General features: G+C 72.9%; 17 protein-coding genes. 13 read left to right on the forward strand and 4 right to left on the reverse strand.

The features are described 5' to 3' along the window. Positions 1 to 5: 5 nt before the first annotated feature. Both ACYVLT_RS06905 and ACYVLT_RS06910 read right to left on the reverse strand, forming a co-directional pair. Positions 6 to 554, reverse strand: a complete 549-nt coding sequence (locus tag ACYVLT_RS06905) for a hypothetical protein (RefSeq protein ID WP_461119271.1) — start codon at positions 552 to 554, stop codon at positions 6 to 8. 61 nt (positions 555 to 615) lie between these two features. Beyond that, positions 616 to 3,093 carry a hypothetical protein gene (locus ACYVLT_RS06910; protein ID WP_461119272.1) on the reverse strand — a complete coding sequence of 826 codons (2,478 nt, stop codon included), beginning with the start codon at positions 3,091 to 3,093 and terminating at the stop codon, positions 616 to 618. A 164-nt stretch (positions 3,094 to 3,257) separates the two neighbouring features. Here ACYVLT_RS06910 and ACYVLT_RS06915 point away from each other — a divergent pair, with 164 nt between their 5' ends. The 7 genes from ACYVLT_RS06915 to ACYVLT_RS06945 all read left to right on the forward strand — a co-directional run bounded on the left by ACYVLT_RS06915 (position 3,258) and on the right by ACYVLT_RS06945 (position 12,752). Next, a complete protein-coding gene (locus tag ACYVLT_RS06915; RefSeq protein ID WP_461119273.1) occupies positions 3,258 to 3,932 on the forward strand; it encodes a hypothetical protein in 675 nt (224 codons plus the stop codon). A gap of 62 nt (positions 3,933 to 3,994) precedes the next feature. After that, complete coding sequence (locus tag ACYVLT_RS06920) at positions 3,995 to 5,629, forward strand: FHA domain-containing protein (protein WP_461119274.1); 1,635 nt, start codon at positions 3,995 to 3,997, stop codon at positions 5,627 to 5,629. Between the two features lie 15 nt (positions 5,630 to 5,644). Further along, positions 5,645 to 7,978 carry a serine/threonine-protein kinase gene (locus ACYVLT_RS06925; RefSeq protein WP_461119275.1) on the forward strand — a complete coding sequence of 778 codons (2,334 nt, stop codon included), beginning with the start codon at positions 5,645 to 5,647 and terminating at the stop codon, positions 7,976 to 7,978. 23 nt (positions 7,979 to 8,001) lie between these two features. After that, positions 8,002 to 8,985 carry an AAA family ATPase gene (locus ACYVLT_RS06930; protein ID WP_461119276.1) on the forward strand — a complete coding sequence of 328 codons (984 nt, stop codon included), beginning with the start codon at positions 8,002 to 8,004 and terminating at the stop codon, positions 8,983 to 8,985. Next, positions 8,982 to 10,142 carry a DUF58 domain-containing protein gene (locus tag ACYVLT_RS06935; protein ID WP_461119277.1) on the forward strand — a complete coding sequence of 387 codons (1,161 nt, stop codon included), beginning with the start codon at positions 8,982 to 8,984 and terminating at the stop codon, positions 10,140 to 10,142. The genes ACYVLT_RS06930 and ACYVLT_RS06935 overlap by 4 nt, the downstream gene beginning before the upstream one ends. Next, the gene (locus ACYVLT_RS06940) at positions 10,142 to 12,223 is read left to right on the forward strand and encodes a transglutaminase-like domain-containing protein (protein WP_461119278.1); all 2,082 of its coding nucleotides are present in this window, start codon (positions 10,142 to 10,144) and stop codon (positions 12,221 to 12,223) included. The genes ACYVLT_RS06935 and ACYVLT_RS06940 overlap by 1 nt, the downstream gene beginning before the upstream one ends. A gap of 100 nt (positions 12,224 to 12,323) precedes the next feature. Beyond that, positions 12,324 to 12,752 carry a nitroreductase family deazaflavin-dependent oxidoreductase gene (locus ACYVLT_RS06945; protein ID WP_461119279.1) on the forward strand — a complete coding sequence of 143 codons (429 nt, stop codon included), beginning with the start codon at positions 12,324 to 12,326 and terminating at the stop codon, positions 12,750 to 12,752. Positions 12,753 to 12,818: 66 nt separating this feature from the next. Here ACYVLT_RS06945 and ACYVLT_RS06950 read toward each other — a convergent pair whose 3' ends face one another. Further along, positions 12,819 to 13,532: an SGNH/GDSL hydrolase family protein gene (locus ACYVLT_RS06950; RefSeq protein WP_461119280.1), complete on the reverse strand. Its 714-nt coding sequence runs from the start codon at positions 13,530 to 13,532 to the stop codon at positions 12,819 to 12,821. A gap of 257 nt (positions 13,533 to 13,789) precedes the next feature. On the opposite strand from ACYVLT_RS06950, the gene ACYVLT_RS06955 reads away from it, so the two are divergent. The 3 genes from ACYVLT_RS06955 to ACYVLT_RS06965 are packed head-to-tail and all read left to right on the forward strand — an operon-like array spanning position 13,790 to position 15,778. Next, entirely contained in the window at positions 13,790 to 14,224 is a 435-nt protein-coding gene (locus ACYVLT_RS06955; RefSeq protein ID WP_461119281.1) for a helix-turn-helix domain-containing protein, read from the forward strand. After that, the gene (locus ACYVLT_RS06960) at positions 14,221 to 14,706 is read left to right on the forward strand and encodes a hypothetical protein (protein WP_461119282.1); all 486 of its coding nucleotides are present in this window, start codon (positions 14,221 to 14,223) and stop codon (positions 14,704 to 14,706) included. The genes ACYVLT_RS06955 and ACYVLT_RS06960 overlap by 4 nt, the downstream gene beginning before the upstream one ends. Beyond that, the gene (locus ACYVLT_RS06965; RefSeq protein WP_461119283.1) at positions 14,699 to 15,778 is read left to right on the forward strand and encodes an MAB_1171c family putative transporter; all 1,080 of its coding nucleotides are present in this window, start codon (positions 14,699 to 14,701) and stop codon (positions 15,776 to 15,778) included. The genes ACYVLT_RS06960 and ACYVLT_RS06965 overlap by 8 nt, the downstream gene beginning before the upstream one ends. An 81-nt stretch (positions 15,779 to 15,859) precedes the next feature. Here the strand turns inward: ACYVLT_RS06965 and ACYVLT_RS06970 are convergent, their stop codons facing one another. Further along, a complete protein-coding gene (locus ACYVLT_RS06970; protein ID WP_461119284.1) occupies positions 15,860 to 16,963 on the reverse strand; it encodes a pectate lyase family protein in 1,104 nt (367 codons plus the stop codon). Between the two features lie 418 nt (positions 16,964 to 17,381). Here ACYVLT_RS06970 and ACYVLT_RS06975 point away from each other — a divergent pair, with 418 nt between their 5' ends. The 3 genes from ACYVLT_RS06975 to ACYVLT_RS06985 are packed head-to-tail and all read left to right on the forward strand — an operon-like array spanning position 17,382 to position 19,976. Next, complete coding sequence (locus ACYVLT_RS06975; RefSeq protein WP_461119285.1) at positions 17,382 to 17,924, forward strand: EF-hand domain-containing protein; 543 nt, start codon at positions 17,382 to 17,384, stop codon at positions 17,922 to 17,924. Further along, on the forward strand, positions 17,921 to 18,511 hold the full coding sequence (locus ACYVLT_RS06980; protein ID WP_461119286.1) for a DUF6875 domain-containing protein: 591 nt from the start codon (positions 17,921 to 17,923) through the stop codon (positions 18,509 to 18,511). Before ACYVLT_RS06975 ends, ACYVLT_RS06980 begins: the two co-directional genes overlap by 4 nt. Continuing rightward, positions 18,498 to 19,976 (forward strand): pyridoxal phosphate-dependent decarboxylase family protein, encoded by a 1,479-nt coding sequence (locus ACYVLT_RS06985; RefSeq protein WP_461119287.1) that lies wholly within the window; start codon positions 18,498 to 18,500, stop codon positions 19,974 to 19,976. Before ACYVLT_RS06980 ends, ACYVLT_RS06985 begins: the two co-directional genes overlap by 14 nt. Positions 19,977 to 20,000: the final 24 nt, after the last annotated feature.

Raw genomic sequence — 20,000 nt, forward strand, 5'->3', positions numbered from 1 at the left:
ACGGGTCAGGACGACGGCGGGACCGGAGTCGTCCGAGAGCGTCGGACCAGGCCGATGGCGTTGTACGCGGTCACGGTCACCGCGAGCAGGACGGTGGCCCAGAAGCCGAACCGCGTCTCGACCATCTCCGCCGCGGTGCCGCCCTCGAACTCGTTGCTCTCCGTCGCCGCCGAGACCAACGCGTCCTGTAAGGACACTTGGCCGACGATGAGGAAGAACGCCACGGCGGCACCGACACCGACGGCGAGCCAATGTCCAGCCTTGGACCGCGACAGCAGCACCAGACCGGTGACGGCGACGAGCACCGCGACGATCATCAGCGGTTGCGCGGGGATGGCGCTGCGTTCGGCGATCCGGGGCGCGTCCTTGTCCTGGTCGACGCCCGTGACCGTCGGTTCACCGCCGAAGGTCGCGTCCCACCCGGTGTAGGTGATGTCCACACTCGCCATGGGCGTCTCGCAGGACACCGCCGTGAACGGGAAAGCCAGGCAGAGCAGGATCAGCGCGAGCAGTGACAGGTTGACCGGTCGGCGTTTCGGCGAGCTGTTCGACATGCTTCGAGTGTCGTCAGCTCACGACAACCGCGGTATGGGAAGGGTTTCCCAACCGCGGTCGTCAACCGACGCGCCACACGCAGCCCAAGGGCTCCGGGTAGACGGTGTGCGGGGGTGCTTCCCCGACGTGGTCGACCGTGTACCACTCGCGTGACCCCTCCCGCACCAGGTAGCGGTAGATCATCACCTGTCCGGAGCCGCACTGGCCGCTCACCGGCTTGAGCGTCAAGCCCACCTCCCGCAGCAGGGACCAGTTCGGTTTGTCGGTGATGGTGTTCAGCGTGAAGTAGTGGTTCGGAGCCGCTCCACCACAGGCGGCATCGCTCGCGGTGCACATGAAGTCCCGCACCGTATAGGCCGTAGGGCCGTCCGGTATCGCGCCGACGCGGTACGCGTGCCCGAGGTACTCGCCCTGCGTGTAGCCCGCCTCGACCGTGCCGGCGAAGCGGATCAGGTAGACCTTCCGGCTCCTGTCGTTGCTGTGGAACCGGTGCAGGGGCTCGGATGCGTACTGCGAGTAGTGCACGACCACCACCGAGCCGACGGGGTGCAGCGTGCCCGCCGGCGGTTCCTGCGCGGCGACCACGGCCTGGTGGTGCACCCCGTCCGGTCGCGCGTCGCAGACCCAGCCCTTGGCCCGCACGGCGTCGCACGCGTCTTGCCAGGTCCGGCCGATCAGGGGGTCGACGGTCGGCGGTGGTGCGGCTTGGCGGAACACCGTCAGCACCACGGGCTGCCCGATCCGGACCGGCTGGCCCGGATCGGGCGTCGAGAACTCGACCGTTCCCTTGGGACCGCCGCCCTCGCTGCCCTGCACCACCTGGCACGGCACCTGGTTGGCGGTCTCGGCGATGATGGCGTTGCAGGCGGCGTCACCGGCGTGCGTCCCGCCGCGCAGGTCGGGCATCGGCACGAAGTCCCAGTACCGGACCGAAACCTCGGTGCCGAGGGCGACGTACCCGCCCGCCGCCGGCGACTGCTCCGCGACCAAGCCGAGGGACTGCCAGTTCGGGCCTGCCGCCGTCAACGGCTGCTCGGCGCACGCGTCGGTCCCGGGACGGGCCACGATGGTGTTGACCGAGTCGCACGCCGCGGCCAACCGCCTGCCGACGACATCGGGCACGCGGGCGTTCTCGCCGTAGACGTGGACGACGACGGTGGAGCCTTCGGGCACTCGCGCGCCGCCACGCGGATCGGTGTCGCGCACGGTCCCGGTCGCGCCGCCGGGGCCGACCTCCACCGGCCGGCACACGAGCCCGACCGCGTCCACCGCGTCGCACGCCTGCTGCCGCGCGGTACCGGGTGGGATCGGGGGAACCGTCACCTGAGGCGCCGCCGGGGGAGCCGTGGTCGTCGTCCGGGATGTCGTGGGCGGTGCGGGCGGCGGGGTCGTGATCGGGGTGCTCGGTGTGGTCGACGTGGTCGGCGGTTGCGAGGACGAGGTCGGGTTCGGGTTCTCGGTGTCGGTGTCGACCCCTGACGCCTGGCCCTTGTCGATCACCGACCGCCGCCCGTCCGGGTCCACCGCCACCGTGCGGCGGTCAGCGCGGTCGTTGGCCACCACCCGCCGGTCCTGCACCTCCACGGTGAACTCCGGCGACGTGCCCGGCACCTCGACCGCCGCGGCGGTCGTGCCGGCGCCCAGGTCGAACGAGCGCAGCTCGTGCTGGGCGTAGTCGGGGACGTAGGCCCGACCGTCCAGCACGACGGGCGCGCCCAGGTTGTGGTCGGCGCCCTTGGGCACGTCGAACTCGTGCCGCCGGCCGGTGCGGGGGTCGACCGACACCAGCGTGCCGCGGCGGTCGAGGACGAGCAGGTACCGCCCGGCGCCCTTGGGCGAGGGCACGACGACGGTGCTGCCGTGCGGCACGGGCTCGTGGCTCACGGACTTCAGCGGCGACGCGGCGACGTCCAGCGCCTCGCCCGCCTCGGTGATGCCGATCGGGCGGCCGTCGGCCACGGTCAGGTGCCTGATCGGCGCGGGAGCCCGCACGACGTCCTCGACCGCGCCGCGGACCACGTGCGCCACGGTGCCGTCGTCGGTCAGCACCCACAGCCCGGCCTCGCCGTCGCCGACCGCGGTGGGCGTGGCGCCGGGCACCGCGACGGGTGTCTGCGGTGTGCCGTCCGGGTCGATCAGCTCGACCACGTCGTCACCGGGCCGCACCAGGTAGGCGGCCGAGGCCGCGGCGACGACGACCGGCACCTCGTCGGGGCCCCGGTCCGGGGCGGCGGCCGTGCCGACCGAGGTGTGCTCGGTGCTCATGTCCTCGTTGAGCACGGTGACCTGCTTGGTGGTGCGGTTGACCGAGGCCACGCGGCCGTCGGCGAGGCGCACCAGCTCCAACTCCTGCTTGCCCGTCGCCAGCGCGCGCGCCTCGGCTTCGACCCGTTCGTTCTCGGTGTTGACCACGACCACGCCGTCACCGTGCTGGACGATTGCCTGAGCATTGCTCAGTTCCGTCTCCGTCATGCTGTAACCGGCGCCGACGGAGGCGGCGAACACGACGGCGGGCACGGCGCCGATCAGCACCAGCATTCGCGACCTGCTTTTGCGGCGTGAAGTCGGTTCGTCCACTTGAGTTCTCCAGTACGACGATCGGCGCAACGCGGTCACGGGAATGGTGTCGTGTGCTCGGGCAGCGTACAAAAGTGCTCGCGAGAGGGGAGTGGGGAGTGCTTCCCAATGGGATTGGGGTGCGGGTGAGCGGACAGTTGTCGGTGCGCGTCGGCGATCGGACCTACACCGTGGTCGCGGGTGAGGCGTTCACGTTCGGCCGGTCGCGCGAGTGCACGGTCTGCCTGGGCGGCGACGACGCCGCGGTCTCACGTCGGGCCGGGGTCATCACCTCGGACAACGGCATCTGGTTCGTGGTCAACACCAGCACCCGCAACGGGTTCGACCTGGTCGACGACCAAGGGCTGCGCAACGTGGTGGGACCGGGCAAGCGGCACGTGCTGCAGGGATCGGTGCGCGTCCATGTGCCGGGCAGCGGTGCTCGGCCGCACGTGGTGGAGATCGACGCCGACGAATTCGACCCCGCCGAATTGCGGTCGTCGCCGGTGGGTGAACCGACCGTCAACGGTGACGATGTCGTGCTCACCCACGAGGAGAGGCTGGCGTTGATCGCGTTGTTCGCGGGCTACCTGCGCAAAGGGGAGTTCCACGACCCCTATCCCCGCACTTACGACGCCGCGGCCAAGAGGTTGGACTGGCCCCGCACGACGCTGTTGCGCAAGGTCGAGTACCTGCGCACCAGGTTGACCAAAGCGGGGGTGCCGAACCTGAACGGTCCTCACGCATTGCTCAAACTCGCCGAGTTCGTGCTGTGGAACAAGCTCATCACCGAGAAGGACCTGCGCCTCATCGGGTTGTAGCGGTTGGGAAGTGCTCCCGATTCCGAAGGCCGGACGACGTCCCTAACGTCCCGGCCGAGCGGGTGTCGAGGCGGGAGTCGCGGGCGGTGGAACTGGAGCTGGTGTGCGTCGGGCGTGACGGGGCCCGACGCGCGGTGGTGGTCGACGTCGAACCGGACGAGCCGGTCGCGCACCTGGCGCGGTCGCTCGGCTGCCGCGAGGCCCTCTACCTGGGGGCGGTGGCGCTGCCGGGGTGGTTGCCGGTGCACCGGACCGACGTCGTGCGGGGTTGCGTGCTCGGGATCGACGCGCCGCCGCCCGTGCCCGTCGGATCGGCGGTCGGTGGCGGCTCCCGCGAGGTGGCGGCCGTCGGCGGCCTGGTCGGCGGCTCGCGCACGACGCTCTACCCGGTCGGCGTCATGACCGTCGGGCGCGCCGCCGACGCCGACCTCGTGCTGGCCGACGCCGAGGTGAGCAGGCGGCACGCCCGCCTGGTGGTCTCCGCGGTGGACGACGGCGTGCGGGTGGAGGACGTCGGCTCCCACAACGGCGTCCGGTGGCGGGGACAGGTGGTCGCGGAACCGGTCGACCTCGCGTCGGGTGACGTGGTGGAGCTGGGGGAGACGGTGCTCGGCGTGCGCGGGGTGGTCGCCGCGGACGCGGAGCTGACCAGGGAATTCGGCACGCGCGTGTTCCACCGCCCGCCCGGACGGGCGGCGCCGGCCGCGGACTCCCCGGAGCGTTCGGCGCGCTCGCGCGATCCGGACCCGACCCGGCTGATCGGCGTCGCGTGCGCGCCGTCGTCGCGCCTGTGGGAACGGCGTGTCACCGATCCGGACTTCCTGCGCCTGCGGCTCGGGCTGCACGACCGGCCCACCGAGCCGCGGATGCCGTTCGACGAACCGGCCCCGGTGCTGCGCGCGGTGCCGGTCGTGGTCGACCTGGCCGACATCGGCGTCCTCGGCCTGGCCGGTCCGCGCGGCGCGCTGTTGGCGTTGGCGCGGGCGACCGTCGCGCGGGCCGCCGTGCTGTGCCCACCGGACGAACTGGCGATCGTGCTCGTCACCAGGCCGGAGCACGCCGAGGCGTGGGACTGGGTGAGCTGGTTGCCGCACACCCGCCCGCGGTCCGCGGTGTTCGACTGCGCGCGACTGGTCGCCACGGACGACACCCAGGCGCGGGCCCGGCTGGGTGAACTGCGGGAACTGACGGCGACCCGGCGCGGCCGACCGCCGTCGTGGGTGCTGGTCGTCCTGGACGGGGTGCGTCGCCTGTCCGGGCTGCCCGGCGTGACCGAGGTGTTGACCGGTGGACCGGCCGGCGGGGTCGTGACGCTCTGCCTGGAGGAGGACCCGCACGCGCTGCCGCCCGCGTGCGGCGCGGTGCTGGCCGCGTCGAGTGACACCGGCAGCCGCGCCGTCCTGCGGCGTCGCGACCAGCCGCCGGTGACGGACGTGCTGGTGGACGGCGTGCCGGCCGAGCACGCGACCCGCCTGGCCCTCGCGCTCGCGTCGATCTCCCTGCCGGGCGACGCACCCGTGCACCGGACCACATCTGGACAGCGGGTCGCACCACGCCTGATCACCGAGCTGGGCCGCTCGACCGGCACGACGCGGGTGGAGGTCGACTCGACCGTCCCGGTGGTGACCACCGCCGTGGCGGCGTTCGGCACACCTCAGGGCGGACGTGACGGGCGTTCACCTGTCGAGGCCGGCTGAGGGAGGCGACGACCGATGACTATGTTGGCCCGCGATCCCGTGGCGGCTTGCGCGAAGCCGGACCCGGTCGGCGGCGGAGGTGCGAGCGTGGTCCCCATCGGGCGATTACCCGGCTACCGGGTGACGGGCACACCGGTGCGCTCCGGTCCGTGCGCCGTCGCACCGGCGGTGCGGGAGTCCGACGGCGCGGACGTGGCGGTGCGCGTGGTCGTGGAGCCGCTCGACCGCGCCACGCTGCGCCGCTTCCGCACCGAGGTCTCCGCCACCGCCACCGTGCTGGAAGAGCTGCGCAACCCGTGGATCGTGCCGCTGGTCGACCACGGCCAGACCGCCGACGCGCGCCCGTTCCTGGTCACCGAGGGCATCGGCACGTCGTTCGCCGACGAGCTGGCCCAGCGCGGACCGCTGCCCGTCGACGAGGTGCTGCGGGTGGTCCTGACCACGGCGCCGGCGCTGGTGTCGCTGCACGAGGCCGGCGTGCCGCACCGGGGCCTCGGTCCCGCGGCGCTGATCCGCCAACCCGGCGGGCGCGTGCTGCTGGACGTCCCGGTCGTGCCGGTGCTCGCCGAGATCGCCGCCACCTCCGCCTCCGGCACCGGGCACGAACCGCTCGAAGTGCTCAACGGAGGTGACTGGACGCCCGAGGCGGAGGTGTACGCGTTCGCCTCGACCGTGTGGACGCTGCTGACCGGCAGGCCACCGGTCACCGGGTCGTGGGCCGAACGCCTGCTGCACCTGCTCGACGACACCGCCCCACCGCCCGTCGCGCCACCACAACTGTCCCCGCACCTGGCCGACGTGCTGCGGGAGGCGCTGGAGCGAAGACCCGAGGACCGGCCGCGCTCGCCGGCGTCCCTGGCCGTGCGGCTGCGCGACGGGATGTCCGAATCCCCGGGCGACCCGGCCGCGCACCCGACGACAGCACCGCACCCGACGACAGCACCGCACCCGACGACAGCACCGCAGCGGACCACGGGCACGCGGCGGACCATGGGCACCGACTACGAGCTGTTGTCGCAGCTGGGTTCGGGCAGCACGGGCACGGTCTGGCGCGCGCTGCGCCGCAGTGACGGCCGCGAGGTGGCGGTCAAGGAGCTCACCGCGGAGGCCGACACCGACGGCACGGCCCTCACCCGACTCGTCCGCGAGCACGCCACGTTGCGCGGGCTGGACCACCCGCACCTCGTCAAGGTCGTCGACCTCGTGGTCGACCGCGGCCGGGCGGCGCTGGTCATGGAGTTCGTCCGCGGCGCCGACCTGCGCGAACTGCTCCGGGCCGGGCAGGTCGACCGCAGCGAGGGCGTCCGGTTCCTGGCCGAGGTCGCCTCCGGACTGGCGCACCTGCACGAGCGCCGCATCATCCACCGCGACGTCAAGCCCGCCAACATCCTCGTCCGGACCGCCGGCGACCGCCGCAGGGCGCTGCTCACCGACTTCGGCCTGGCCAAGCCGCTGGGCGCGCCGGACCTCACCAGGGTGGGCCTGCTGCTGGGCACCCCGTCCTACCTGGCGCCCGAACTGATCACCTCGGGGGTGCCGACACCCGAGGCGGACGTGTACGCGCTGGGCGTGACGGCGTACGAGGTGCTGGCCGGGCGACGGCCGTTCCCCGGCGCGACCACCGACGAGGTGCTCCACCAGCACCAGACCCGGCGGCCCGACCGGCCCGCCGGGCTGCCGGACCCGGCGTGGCACTTCCTGCTGGCGTGCCTGGACAAGGATCCCCGCGCACGTCCCGGCGCGGCCGAGGCGGCGGATGTCCTGCACGACCTGGTCCGCGACGTCACCCTCACCCCGGCCCAGCCCGCCGACGCGCCCGCCGGCGCCGAGGAGCCGACGCGCACGAGCCACCGCCACGTCGGGAGCGACGAGGTGCCGGACGCGGACCTCACCCGGACCAGCGCTCGCCGACCGGAACCGGCCCCGCCCGCGGCGGAGACCCGGCCGCGTCGCCGGTACCCGCGAGTGGTCGCGACGGTCGCCGCGGCCGCGGTGGCGGTCGTGGCGTCGGGATACGGCGTCGGGATCCTGGTCGCGAACATCGTCGCCACCGACGAGACCACCCCGTCGAGCCCGCCGACGAGCACCGTCCACCGGGTGCGGGTCGACGCGGTAGTCGACGCGGACGGCGCGGTGACCCTGTCGTGGCCCGCCGAGGCCACGACCCTGCCCGGCCTCGACCGCTTCGTCGTCATGCAGGGCACCAGCCTGCGCGCCGAAGTGGACCCCGCCACCACCACCTACCGCGACCCCGAACCCCGCGAATCCGGCTGCTACTACGTGATCGCGCTGGGTACCACGGCTCCGCCGCCCGACCCGGCTCCCCAACCCGCCTGCCCGACACGCTGACACCACCACGAGGGACCACGACCTTGACCACTCACACCACCGCCGATCCCCGTGACCGGGCGCTGCGGTTCCAGGCGACGCACGACACCCTCCTCGCCGAGGTCGAGCGGGCGATCAAGGGGAAGCCGACGGCGATCCGGCTCGCGCTGGCGTGCGTGTTCGGCGGCGGCCACCTGCTGATCGAGGACGTGCCGGGCACCGGCAAGACATCGCTGGCCAAGGCGTTGGCCACCGGGATCTCCGGTAGCTGGCACCGCATCCAGTTCACCCCGGACCTGCTGCCCGGCGACATCACCGGTGTGTCCATCTGGGACGAACGGGACCGCGACTTCCGCTTCCGCGGCGGGCCCGTGTTCGCCAACGTCGTCCTGGCGGACGAGATCAACCGCGCCGGGCCCAAGACCCAGTCGGCGCTGCTGGAGGTCATGGAGGAGGCGCAGGTGACCGTGGAAGGCGTGGCACACCCGGTGCCCGACCCCTTCCTCGTGGTCGCGACGCAGAACCCGATCGACCTCGACGGCACCTACAAGCTCCCCGAAGCGCAGCTGGACCGCTTCCTCATGCGCATCTCGCTCGGCCACCCGGACCTGGAGGACGAGACCGCGATCCTGATCAACCGCGCCTCCGCCGCGCCACCGGAATCGCGTCCGGTGACCACGTTGGAGGAGGTGGCGTGGATGCGCCGGACCGTCACCGGCATCCACACCGCGCCCGAGCTCGCCCGCTACGTCGCGCTGCTGGCCAGGGCGACCCGAGAGCACCCGCACCTGCGGCTGGGGTTGAGCACGCGGGGCAGCCTCGCCCTGCTGCGGGCCGCCCAGGCGCACGCGCTCGGTCACGGCCGCCACTTCGTCGTGCCCGACGACGTGCGGGCCGTCGCGGGACCGGTCGTGGCGCACCGGCTGGTGCTCACCGCGCAGGCCCAGGTCCGCGGCGCGACAGCCGCCGCCGTCCTGGCTGAGGTGCTGGGCTCGGTGCCCGCCCCCACGCAGGCGGTGCCGGCGTGAGCAGCCGGGGTCCGCTCACCGCGGCGGGCTGGGCGGTGGTGTCGGGCGTGGTCGTGCTGGCGGCGGCCGGGACCCTGCTCGGCTACCCGGTGCTGGTGTCCCTGGCCGGCACGGCGTGCGTGCTGGTGGCCACCGGTGGGGCGATGGTCGTGGTGCGACCGCGGGTGCGGATGACCCGGGAGATCTCGTCGGAACGGGTGTCGGTCGGTCGTCCCGCGATGGCCCGGCTGATCGTGCGCAACCCGGGCCGGCTGCCCGCACCCGAGCTGCTGGTCGTCGACCGGGTGGGCGCCCAGGCGGTGGAGGTGGCGGTGCCCGCCACGGCACCCGGCGGCCTGCGTCCGGTGCCGTACTCGCTGCCCACCGGGCGTCGGGGTCGATTGCCGGTCGGCCCGTTGCTGGTCGGACGTCGTGATCCGCTCGGCCTGTTCCGGCGCGTGCAGCCGCAGGGCGGTGTCGACGTGCTGTGGGTGCACCCGAGGGTGCACCGCGCGCAGCAGATCCCCGTCGGCACCGTGCCGGACTACGAGGGACGTGCGGAGGCGTCGAGAGCCGGCACGGCGAGCTTCTCCTCCCTGCGCGACTACGTGCCGGGCGACGACCCGCGACGCATCCACTGGCGCTCCACCGCGCGCGTCGGCAAGCTCGTGGTGCGCGAGTCCGTGGACACCACGGAACCCACCGCCGCGGTCGTCCTGGACACCCGCGAAGCGGTGCTCGACGCCTCCGCGTTCGAGCACGCGGTCGAGATCACGGCCTCGATCGCGCAGTCCTCCGTGGACGACGGGCGGCCCGTCACCCTGCACGTCGTCGGAGAAGGCGGCGGTTCGCCCGACGCGGTGACGGTGCTGGACCGGTTGGCCGCGGCCGAGCGGGTCGCGGACGCCGACCCGGTGCGGCTGCTGGACGAGGTGGACCGGGCACGGGCCGGGGGAGCGCTGATCGTCGTGACCGGAGCGGGGGAGGACACCGTGGTCACCCTGCTGGCGGACCGACGCAGGAGGTTCGCGCCGATCGTGGTGATCCAGGTGGTGGGGGAGCACCAACCGGACGTCTCGCCGCACCACCGGCAGGGGATGACGGTGTTCAGCGCGCGCACCGCGATCGAGGGTGTCGCCGCGTGGAACCACCTCGCGCTGGGCGGGGTGGTCGGCTGATGCGCGCCGTGCGCGTGCTGTCGGCCGCCGCTCTCGGCGCGCTGGCCGCGTGGTCGTTCCGACCGGCGTTCGACTCCGGTGCGACGCTCGCCGTCACCTGGGCCGTCGTGGTGCCCGCCGCGGTCGTCGTGGTGTGGGAGCTGCTCACCGCGTCACTGCTCAAGCGACTGGCCGAGGGCGTGGGCACGGCCCTGGCACTGCTGTGGGTGGTCGTCGCCGCCGGCGCGGTCACCCGGCCCGGGTCCGCCGCCCTGGAAGGGCCGTTCCGGCTGTTGACCTCGGCGTTGCCCACCGACGCGGCCCCACCCCAGTTGGCCTCTGTGTCGGTGCTGTCGGGCCTGACGGCGTTGGCCGCGGTCCAGGCGGTCGGCAGGAACCCCCTGCTGCCGCTGCTGCCGGCGCTGCCGAGCCTCGGACTGGGACTGTCGCTCAGCGCCGCGGTCGGCCCGCTGCCTGCCTGGTACGTGCCCGTGTTCGTGCTGGTCGGGATCGTGCCCGTGCTGGTCCACGGCGGTCCCGGCACCCGTGTTCGTCTCGTGATGGGTGTGGTGGCGGTCGTGCCCGCGGTCGTCGCGGCCCTGGTCCTCGGGCTGGTCGACCCCGCGGTGTCGCAGCCGCCGGCGAGCGCACAGGCGCTCGTGGACGCGCCGGTGCAACCCAAGCCGCACACCAACCCGATGGCCCAGTACCTGGCGCTGCGGGACGAGAAGCTCGTGCTGCGGATCGACGGCACGGCCTCCGCGCGCGTCGAACGGTTGGGCATGGTCACGTTGACCGAGTTCGACGGCCGGGTGTGGGCACCGGGATCGACCTACCGCCGTGCGGCCCACCAGTTGCCCGCCCCGCCGCAGGGCACGGCGCCGCGCCGTCAGGTCACCCTCGACCTGGGGGTGCTCACCCCCGACAGCATCGGCTGGCTGCCCAAGTCGGGATGGCCGCGGCAGATCAGCGTCACCGACCTCGGCTTCGCACCCGACACCGGGGACCTGGTGGTGCCCGCGGACAAGGACACACCCGCGCGGTACCGGATCGAGTCGGACGAGCCGGTCGTGCCACCCGACCTGCTGCGCACCGACCAACCCGCGCCGCGTGGCGACCGCCCCGACTCCGTGCTGCCACCGGACGTGCTGGCCTTCGTCGACACCGCCACCGCCGGGCGTCACACCGAGCTGGACCGGTTCCTCGGCCTCTACCACAACCTGCGCGCCGAGCCGTTCCACCACGACTCCTCCGACGAGGCTCCGAGCGGGAACGGCGTCTACCAGATCTCCGCGTTGCTCAAGAACCACCGGGGAACCAGCGAGCAGTACGCCTCCGCGTTCGCCGTGCTGTGCCGGGAACTCGGGTGGGACGCCCGTGTCGTGCTGGGCTTCCGGCCCCGCTGGGACGACGACACCCTGGTCGTGGAGGGCCGGGACGTCCACGCCTGGACCGAGGTCCGGTTCGACCGGTTGGGCTGGCTGCCGATCGATCCCAGCCCGACCCGGAACGCGCCCCGTGCGGGGGAGGACCCGGCCGGGCAACCGGACCGACCCGACACCGGCACGGTCCAGCTCCCTCCGGCCCACGACCCCGCACCCCCGGCGGAACCGGACGTGGCCGCGTTTCCCGTCGCCGCACCCCCGCCGCCGTCCACGTCGGTCGTCACGCCGATCGTGGTCGGTGCGGGACTCCTGCTGGTGCTCTTGGTGCCGTTGCTCAACACCGTGCGCGTGCGTCGACGCAGGCGGGGTTCGACCCGGCGGCGGGTTCTGCAGGCGTGGGGGGAGGCCGTGGTCGCTCTGCGCGCCGCCGGGGCCGTCGTGAACGAACACCAGACGACCGGACAGGTCGTCGAGGCGGCGCCGGCCGGTTGCGGACCGGTGCTCCACCCGTTCGCGGACTTGGTGGACCGTGCCGCGTACGGGCCGGACGAGGTGACCGAGGAGATGGCAGTGACCGCCGCAGGGCTGCGTGACGAACTCCGGGAACAGCTGCGTGCCGCGTCACCGTGGGGACGGCGGGCAGTCCGCCTGTTCGACCCCCGGCCGCTGGCGCCGCGCCGTCGTCCGGCCGACTACGGCAGCGCCGGACGTGCATGAGGGGGCGCCACCGGCCCGGTCGCCGGTGGCGCGCCCGGCCACCTTGCCGCGAAGATCGTTATCATCGATCGTCCACGAAATCGGAAAGGCGGGACAACCCGTGATCGACTGGAACGCGAAGATCATCGAGGAGTTCCGGGCGACCGGAGGGCGCCCCGGTGGCCCCGTCGCCGGAGCCCCCGTGGTGCTCGTCCACCACCGCGGCCGCAGGTCCGGGCTCGAACGCCTCACGCCCATGATGTACCTGGCGCACGAGACCGACGAGGACACCATCTACGTCTTCGCCTCCAAGGGAGGCGCACCGGAGAACCCCGACTGGTACTACAACCTCGCCGCGGCGGGCCATGCCACCGTCGAGCGCGGCTCCGAGACCTACCCCGTCCACGTCCGCGAACTCACCGGGGCCGAACGCGACCGGCGATACGGCGAGCAGGCCCGCCGCTTCCCGAGCTTCGCCGACTACGAACGGGTGACCGCCGGGATCCGGACGATCCCCGTCCTGGAGCTCACCCGTGCCGCCACCCGCTGATCGCGTGTACCAGCGACCGCAGGTGGGACGGGTGCGCGTCGCCGGGCAGGACGGTGGTCGCCTGCCTCATCCGGCCTCGACCGCCTGGACGATCAGCTCGTTGCGCGCGTCCTGGCCCAGTGGTTCGGTGGTGTGGACGCCGTCGCTCAGGTAGGCCGTCAGCCGGGTCGGCTTGGCGGCCAGGAACTCGGCCCACCGGACGATGCGCAGGTTCGGGTGCCGGCGTTGCGCGTCCGCCAACTGGAGGTTGACCCAGGCGCTGTTGCGCTGGTCGGCCAGCTGGATGGCTTCGCTGTAGCGCCTGCGCGACACCTGGGTGTTCACCCAGTACACGGTCCTGGTGGGGCCGGCGACGGCTAGTGCCCGGTCGACCTGGGCGGCGAACACCGGCGGCGTGAAGATGTCGTTGGAGCCGGTGGCCATCAGCAGCCGACGCGGCAGGCCGTAGGTCCGCGCCCACTCGGCCAGCGCGTCGACCGCGGGCGCGGTCGGGCGGCCGGACCAGTTGTGCACGGCCAGCAGGTCCCCGGTGCGGTCCCGCAGGCGCAGTGCCAGCGCGTAACCGTCCTGCACGGCGATGCTGTCGCCGAACATGAACAGGCCGTCCGCGTCCCGCACCTGCCTGATGGTGGCGGCGGTGGAGATGGCCTTGGACGAACCTTCCCAAGGGCCGAGCTCACCGGAGCCGTAGTCGTCGGCGAACGCCGGCTCCGCCGTCAGGAACGTGGACCCCACGGCCAGCGCTCCCGCGGTGAGCAGTCGTCGACGTGTGGTGCTCATCGTGTTCCCCCCACTGTTCCCGATCGCGTCGACGCACCATCCCGATGCGGACGTTCGTCGTCTACCAAGCCGAGCGCAGCGTCCTGCGATCGTGCCCCCCGGCGTCCGACCGCGAGACCCCTCACTCGCGGTCGGCCCTTCACCCCAGTTGATGAAGTGGTGGTCACCGTAAGCCGACATGAAATCGCCGTCAACCCGGGCAGGCGGGTGAACCCTTCGGGGTTCACGCCAGTTGCCGCCGGCGTAGGGTGAGGCCCATGCCCGACGAGGCCGGATCCCTCGCCGCCAAGGTGGACCGCCTGTTCCGGACCGTGCGCCCGCGCGACGGCGGCGAGTACTCGTTCGAGGAGGTCGCCGCGGCTATCCGCGCCAAGAACGGGCCGACGATCTCCGCGACCTACCTGTGGCAGCTGCGCAAGGGCATCCGCGACAACCCCACCAAGCGTCACCTGGAAGCGCTGGCCGGGTTCTTCGGCGTGCCGCCCGCGTACTTCTTCGACGACGCCGAGGCCGAGCGCATCGACGCCGAGCTGGTGCTGCTGACCGCGCTGCGGGACGCGCCCGTGCGGCAGATCGCCCTGCGCGCCAACGGCCTGTCCGCGAAGAGCCTGCAGGCCATTGCCGAGATGGTCGACCGCGTCCGTGAGCTGGAAGGGTTGCCCGCGTCCGCTCCGCCGAGCGTCGAGACGTGACCGGGCTCCGAACGCGCAAGCGGCACGCGGCCCTGCTGCGCGACCTGCCCGCACCGGTGCCGTTCGACGTCCGCGCGCTGTGCGAGGGACTCGCCGAGCGCCGCGGCCGGTCGATCCGGCTCATCCCGGTGACCGGGCTCGGGGACCTCTGCGGCATGTGGGTCGCCACCGACGTCGAGGACCTGGTCTTCCACGAGGCCGACACCACCCCGCCGCACCGCGACCACATCATCCTGCACGAGGTGGCGCACCTGCTGTGCGACCACTACCCGGCGTCGATGTCGATGGCCGACCGCGCCGCCGTGCTGCTGCCCGACCTCGACCCGGACATGGTGCGACGGGTGCTCGGGCGGGCCTCCTACTCGACCGCGGAGGAGCGGGAAGCCGAACTGCTGGCGTCGTTGATCCGCCAGCGGGACGTGCCGGACCGGACGTTGACCGGGTCCCTGCGCAGCGCGTTGGACGGTTGGCGGTATGGGTGAGGCGTTGCGCCAGTGGGGGCCAGCGGCGCTGGCGTGGGCGCTGGTCCTCTCCCGAGGCCCCGGTGGCGCCGCGCGGCGGCGCGTGCGGTGGGTGCTGGTGGGTCTGGCGTGCTCGCTGACCGCGCAGATCCCCGCCGTGTCCGCGCTGGTCGGCGAGGTCTCCGGGGTGCGGGACGCGGGACGGTTGGTCAGCCACGCCGGCATGGTCTTCACCGCGTGGGCGGCGCAGGAGTTCGTGGCGTGCATGAACGGGTCGCCGCGCGGCCCCCGGTGGCAGGCGTGGTGGGCGGCGGGCGCGTTCGGGCTGATGTGCGTGCTGTTCGCCGCCCTGCCCGACCTGCGCCCGCAGTCGCCGTGGGTGATGGAGTACTGCCTGGTCTACGCCGTCGCGCAGGTGCCCGCGCTGGTCGCGGTGATCGGCCTCGGGGTGCGCCACGCCCAGGACCGGACGTTGCGGGTGAGCCTGCGGCTGATCGCGGCCGGCACCGTGCTGGGACTGCTGTACCTGGTGGACAAGTCGGTCCTGGCGGTCGCGCCGCGGGCCGGGTTCGAGTTCCCGTTCGGCCGGTCGGTGCTGCCCGCGAAGGTCCTGCCGACCACGGCGTACGTGCTCGTGCTGGTCGGCGCGGCGCTGCCGGCGGCGGTGAGCTGGCTGCGCCACTACCGGCTGCACCGCGGGCTGGGTCCGCTGTGGCGGGCGCTGTACCAGGCCGATCCGAGGTTCGCCCTGGACCCGCCGTCGGTGCCGGACGTCGTGGTGTTGCGGCACCTGAGGTTGCGCGTGTACCGGCGGGTGATCGAGATCCGGGACGGTCTGCTGGCGCTGCGCCCGCACCGCAGTCCCGAGGTCGCCTCGTCCGCACGGGCACGGGCTGTCGCGTCGGGGTTGACCGGTCGGGCCCTGGAAGCCGCCGTGGAGGCCGAGATCGTCGCGGAGGCGCTCGTGCGGTCCCGGCAGGCCGAGACCGCCACGTCCCCGGCGGGCCCGGTCGCCGGCGGGACGGACCTCGCCGACGACACGGCGTTCCTCGCCCAGGTCTCCGCCGCGTTCACGGCCCTGCCCCGGCGGTGATCGTCGCCGGGGCAGGGCCGCGGGGCTTGGTCGGCGCGATGACCGGGGGACCGTGTCACCGCGGTGGTCGCGCAAGCGCTGCTAGCAGGCGCCGGTCGACTCCTTCAGGCCCTTGTCGGCGCCCGCCGTGCGGCCCACGATGTTCGGGACGCAGCCGGTCTGGTCGAGCGTGAAGCCGTAGGGCACGTCGACCGTGGTGGTGGACTTGACGTCGGGGCCGGCGGGGTTGTGCTCGCTGCCGCGGGCGGACCAGGTGACGTTGTCGAAGATGTTGCCGCCGACCTGCCAGTAGCCGGCCTCGTCGGTGTAGAACGTGCCGAGGACGTCACGGGAGTTCTTGAAGTAGTTGTTGTCCACCTTGGCCTTGGCACCGGCTCGGGAGTTGATGCCGGACTCGTTCAGGCTCACGTAGTGGTTGTTGTACATGTGGGCGATGCCGCCCCGCAGCAGGGGTGCGCGGGAGTCGATGTTCTCGTACAGGTTGTGGTGGTAGGTGATGAACCCGTTCGAGCGGTCGCTCTCGCTTGACCCGACCAGCCCGCCGCGGCCGGAGTTGCGCAGGGTGCTGTAGGACAGGGTCACGTACTGGGTGTTGTTCTTCATGTCGAACAGGCCGTCGTAGCCCTCGGACTCCCCGCCCGACGCCAGCAGGTCGACGTGGTCGACCCACACGTTGCGGACGTTGCTCTCCATTCCGATGGCGTCGCCGCCGTTGGAGGTGGGAGAGCCCGACTTCTTGACGTTCCGGACGGTCACGTTGCGGATGACGATGTTGCGCGACTCGCGGATGTGGATGCCCAGCTGGTCGAAGACGGCCCCGCCGCCGACGCCGATGATCGTGACGTTGCTGATCCGCTTGAGCTCGATCACGCCGGCGGCGGTCTCGCAGCTGTTGCCCGAGACCTTGGCGGTGTTGCCGTGGTTGATCGTGCCCTCGACCTCGATGGTGATCGGGGTGCTGCTCGCCGCCCGACCGCACAGGGCCTGGTGGATCTGGGTTCCCGTGGTGGCCCGAACCGTCGCCCCGCCCTGACCGCCGGTGGTCCCGCCGTTCTGGGACGCGTAGCCGGTCGCGGTGCCGGCCGCCGCCGACGCCGGCGACATCGCCAGGACGGCACTGGTCGAGGTCGCGACGGCCAACGCGGCCACGACGGCGGAGATCCGCCGTGCTGCTGATCGTTTCACTTCGTCTCCTGCGTCTTCGAAGGACGGAAATGGCGGGCGGTGGGCTTTTCCGGGCGCTCACCTGCGGACTACGCGGTTCAACAGTGTGAACAATGACGGGGAACGCTCCCGGGGAGCATTGCGCAACATTGTGGAACAGGCAATAAAATTCACGGTCATGAACGATTGTGTGCTGCGGGGATCGCGAAAATAGCGCGCCTGCCGGGGTGTGACAAAAGCACGGTCGGTTCACTCACATGAATGCAAGCGGAACGGCCGCGGGTGTGGCCGGTTCGGCGAGAGCCCGCCACTCGACCGGATGATGTCGTGCCGTCGGGCGAGTGCGGTGCGGTCAGGGCTGGTGGGATCCAGGGTGCCGGGCCGATCCAGGCCTCCCGCGTGCGTTCCCGCCATCCCGACACCAGCGAGGAGTTGTCCCGTGACCGTCGTCCAGGACCCTTACACCGCCAAGATGACCGCCCGGTTCGCCACGCTCGACCGCGACCACGACGGTCGGGTGAGCGTGACGGACTTCGAGGAGATGGCCGTGGCGGTCCTGATCGCCTGCGGCCGGCCGGTGGAGTCGTCCGAGGGGCAGCGGTTGCTGGAGGGCGCGCGGACGTTCTTCGCCGGTTTGGCCCGGGTCGCCGATGTCGACGACGACGCGGAGATCACCGAGGCGGAGTTCGTCACGGCGGCCCAGGACCGGATGCGTGGCGACGTCGAGGGCTTCACCGGGATCGCCCGCCCGTGGGCGGAGGCGGTGGTGGCGGTGGCGGACACCGACGGCGACGGCAGCGTCGGCCTGCACGAGTGGCAGCGGGTGCTGGTGGCCATGGGCGCCACGCCGCAGCGTGCGGCCGAGCAGGCGGCCGCGGTGGACACCGACGGCGACGGCGCGGTCAGCGTGGCGGAGGTGCTGGCCACGGCGGTGGCCTTCTACACCGGGAACGGCGCCGGGCACGAGTTCGACCAGGCGTGAGGACCGCTCCGGCGACGCGGCCGGGGGCGCCGCCGGTCCCCGCGGCGTGGGACGGGCTGGTGCCCGGCGGGGTGCCGGTCGAGTGGGTACGGGACTACCTGTGCCGGCCGCACCCGCAGCTGGGGCGACCGGGACCGGTGTGCCCGTACGTGCCCGCGGCCGTGGCCGCGAGGTCACTGTGGACGGTCGTGGTCACCCGTCGTCCCGACCACGTCGACGACCTGGTCGCGACGATGGGTTGGTACCGGGACTGGTTCACCGCCACCACCGACCCGGGGGACGTCCGGCAGGCGTTGCTGGTCGTGTTCCCCGGCCTGCGCCCGGACCGGGTCGGGTTGATCGAGCAGGCGCAGCGGCGCTGCAAGACCGCCTTCGTCCGCGCCGGGCTGATGATCGGCGAGTTCCACGGCGGCCCGCCCGCGGCCGGAGGCGTCCGCAACCCGGCGTTCCGGCCGCTGCGCAGCCCGGTGCCGCTGCTGGCGGTGCGCCGCATGGTCGCCTCCGACCTGCCGTTCCTGAGCACCGACCCCCGGCACGTGGCCGCCTACCGGGCGGCGTTCCCGGGAGCCGCCGATGCGACACCGTGAACCGCCCGAACCGTTGCCGCACATGGACGTCGAGGAGTTCCGCCGGCAGGGCTACGCGGTGGTGGACTGGCTGGCCCGCCACTGGACCACGCTCGAACACCGACCGGTGACCCCGGACGTGCGGCCCGGTCAGGTCGCGGCCTGGCTGCCGGGCGAAGCGCCCGAGCACGGCGAGCCGTTCGAAGCGCTGCTGGCCGACGTCGAACGGGTGCTCGTGCCCGGGATGGCGCAGTGGCAGCACCCGATGTTCCTGGGCCACTTCCCCATGACCAACTCCGCACCCTCGGTGCTGGGCGAGCTCATGACCGCGGGCCTGAACCCGCAGGCGATGCTGTGGTCGGCCAACCCGGCCCTGGTGGAGCTGGAGGGCGTGGTCTGCGACTGGCTGGCTGCCCTGCTCGGCCTGCCGGCCGCGTTCCGCGGCAACGGGGTGCTGGGCGACACCGCCTCCTCGGGGGTGCTGGTCGCCCTGGCCGCGGCGCTGTGGCGGCGTGGCGGCCACGACTGGCGGCAACGCGGCACGGACTTCCGCGCCACCGTCTACACCTCCGCCGAGGGCAACTGCTCCATCACCAAGGCCGTGCGCGTGGCCGGGGTGGGCGAAGCCGCGCTGCGACTGGTCGAGACCGACCCGGGCACCCTCGCCATGCGCGTGGACCACCTGCGTGAACTGGTCGAGGCGGACCTGGCCGACGGGCGCGTGCCGGTGCTGGTCGCCGCCACGGTCGGCACCACCTCCACCACCGCCGTGGACCCGGTCGCCGAGATCGGTGCGCTGTGCCGGGAGCACGGGATCTGGTCGCACGTCGACGCCGCCTACGCCGGTGTGGCGGCCGTCTGCCCGGAGCTGCGGTGGATCAACCGGGGCGTGGAGTCGGTCGACAGCTACTGCGTCAACCCGCACAAGTGGCTGCTCACCGGCTTGGATTGCAGCGCCATGTGGGTCACCGACCAGACCGCGCTCACCGCCGCGATGACCACCGCACCGCCCTACCTGCGGGGGACCACCGGCGATGCGGGTGCGGTGGACTTCCGCGACCGGCAGCTCCCGCTCGGCCACCGCTCCCGTGCCCTGAAGCTGTGGTTCGTGCTGCGCTGGTACGGCGCCGAAGGACTGCGGGCCCACATCCGCCGCGGCATCGCCCTCGCCGAGCGCTTCGCCGCCCACGTTCGCGCCGACGACCGCTTCGAGATCGCCGCACCGCACCCGTTCGGCCTGGTCTGCTTCCGCCTGCGCGCCGACGACACCACCAACGCCGAACTCCTGCGACGCCTCAACGCCTCCGGTCGGATCCTGCTCAGCCACACCGAGGTGCACGGCCGGCACACCCTGCGCATGGCCACCGGCGGCCCGACCACCACCGCGGGCCACATCGACAGCGCCTGGCGGCTCGTGAGCGCCGCGGCCGACGAGCTGCGGGGTCCTCGACGGCTTCACGACGGTGCGGCCGTCGCGGGGGAGTAGCCGAAGCGCCGGCGGGCTCGTCGC

The organism is Saccharothrix stipae, assembly GCF_054781895.1.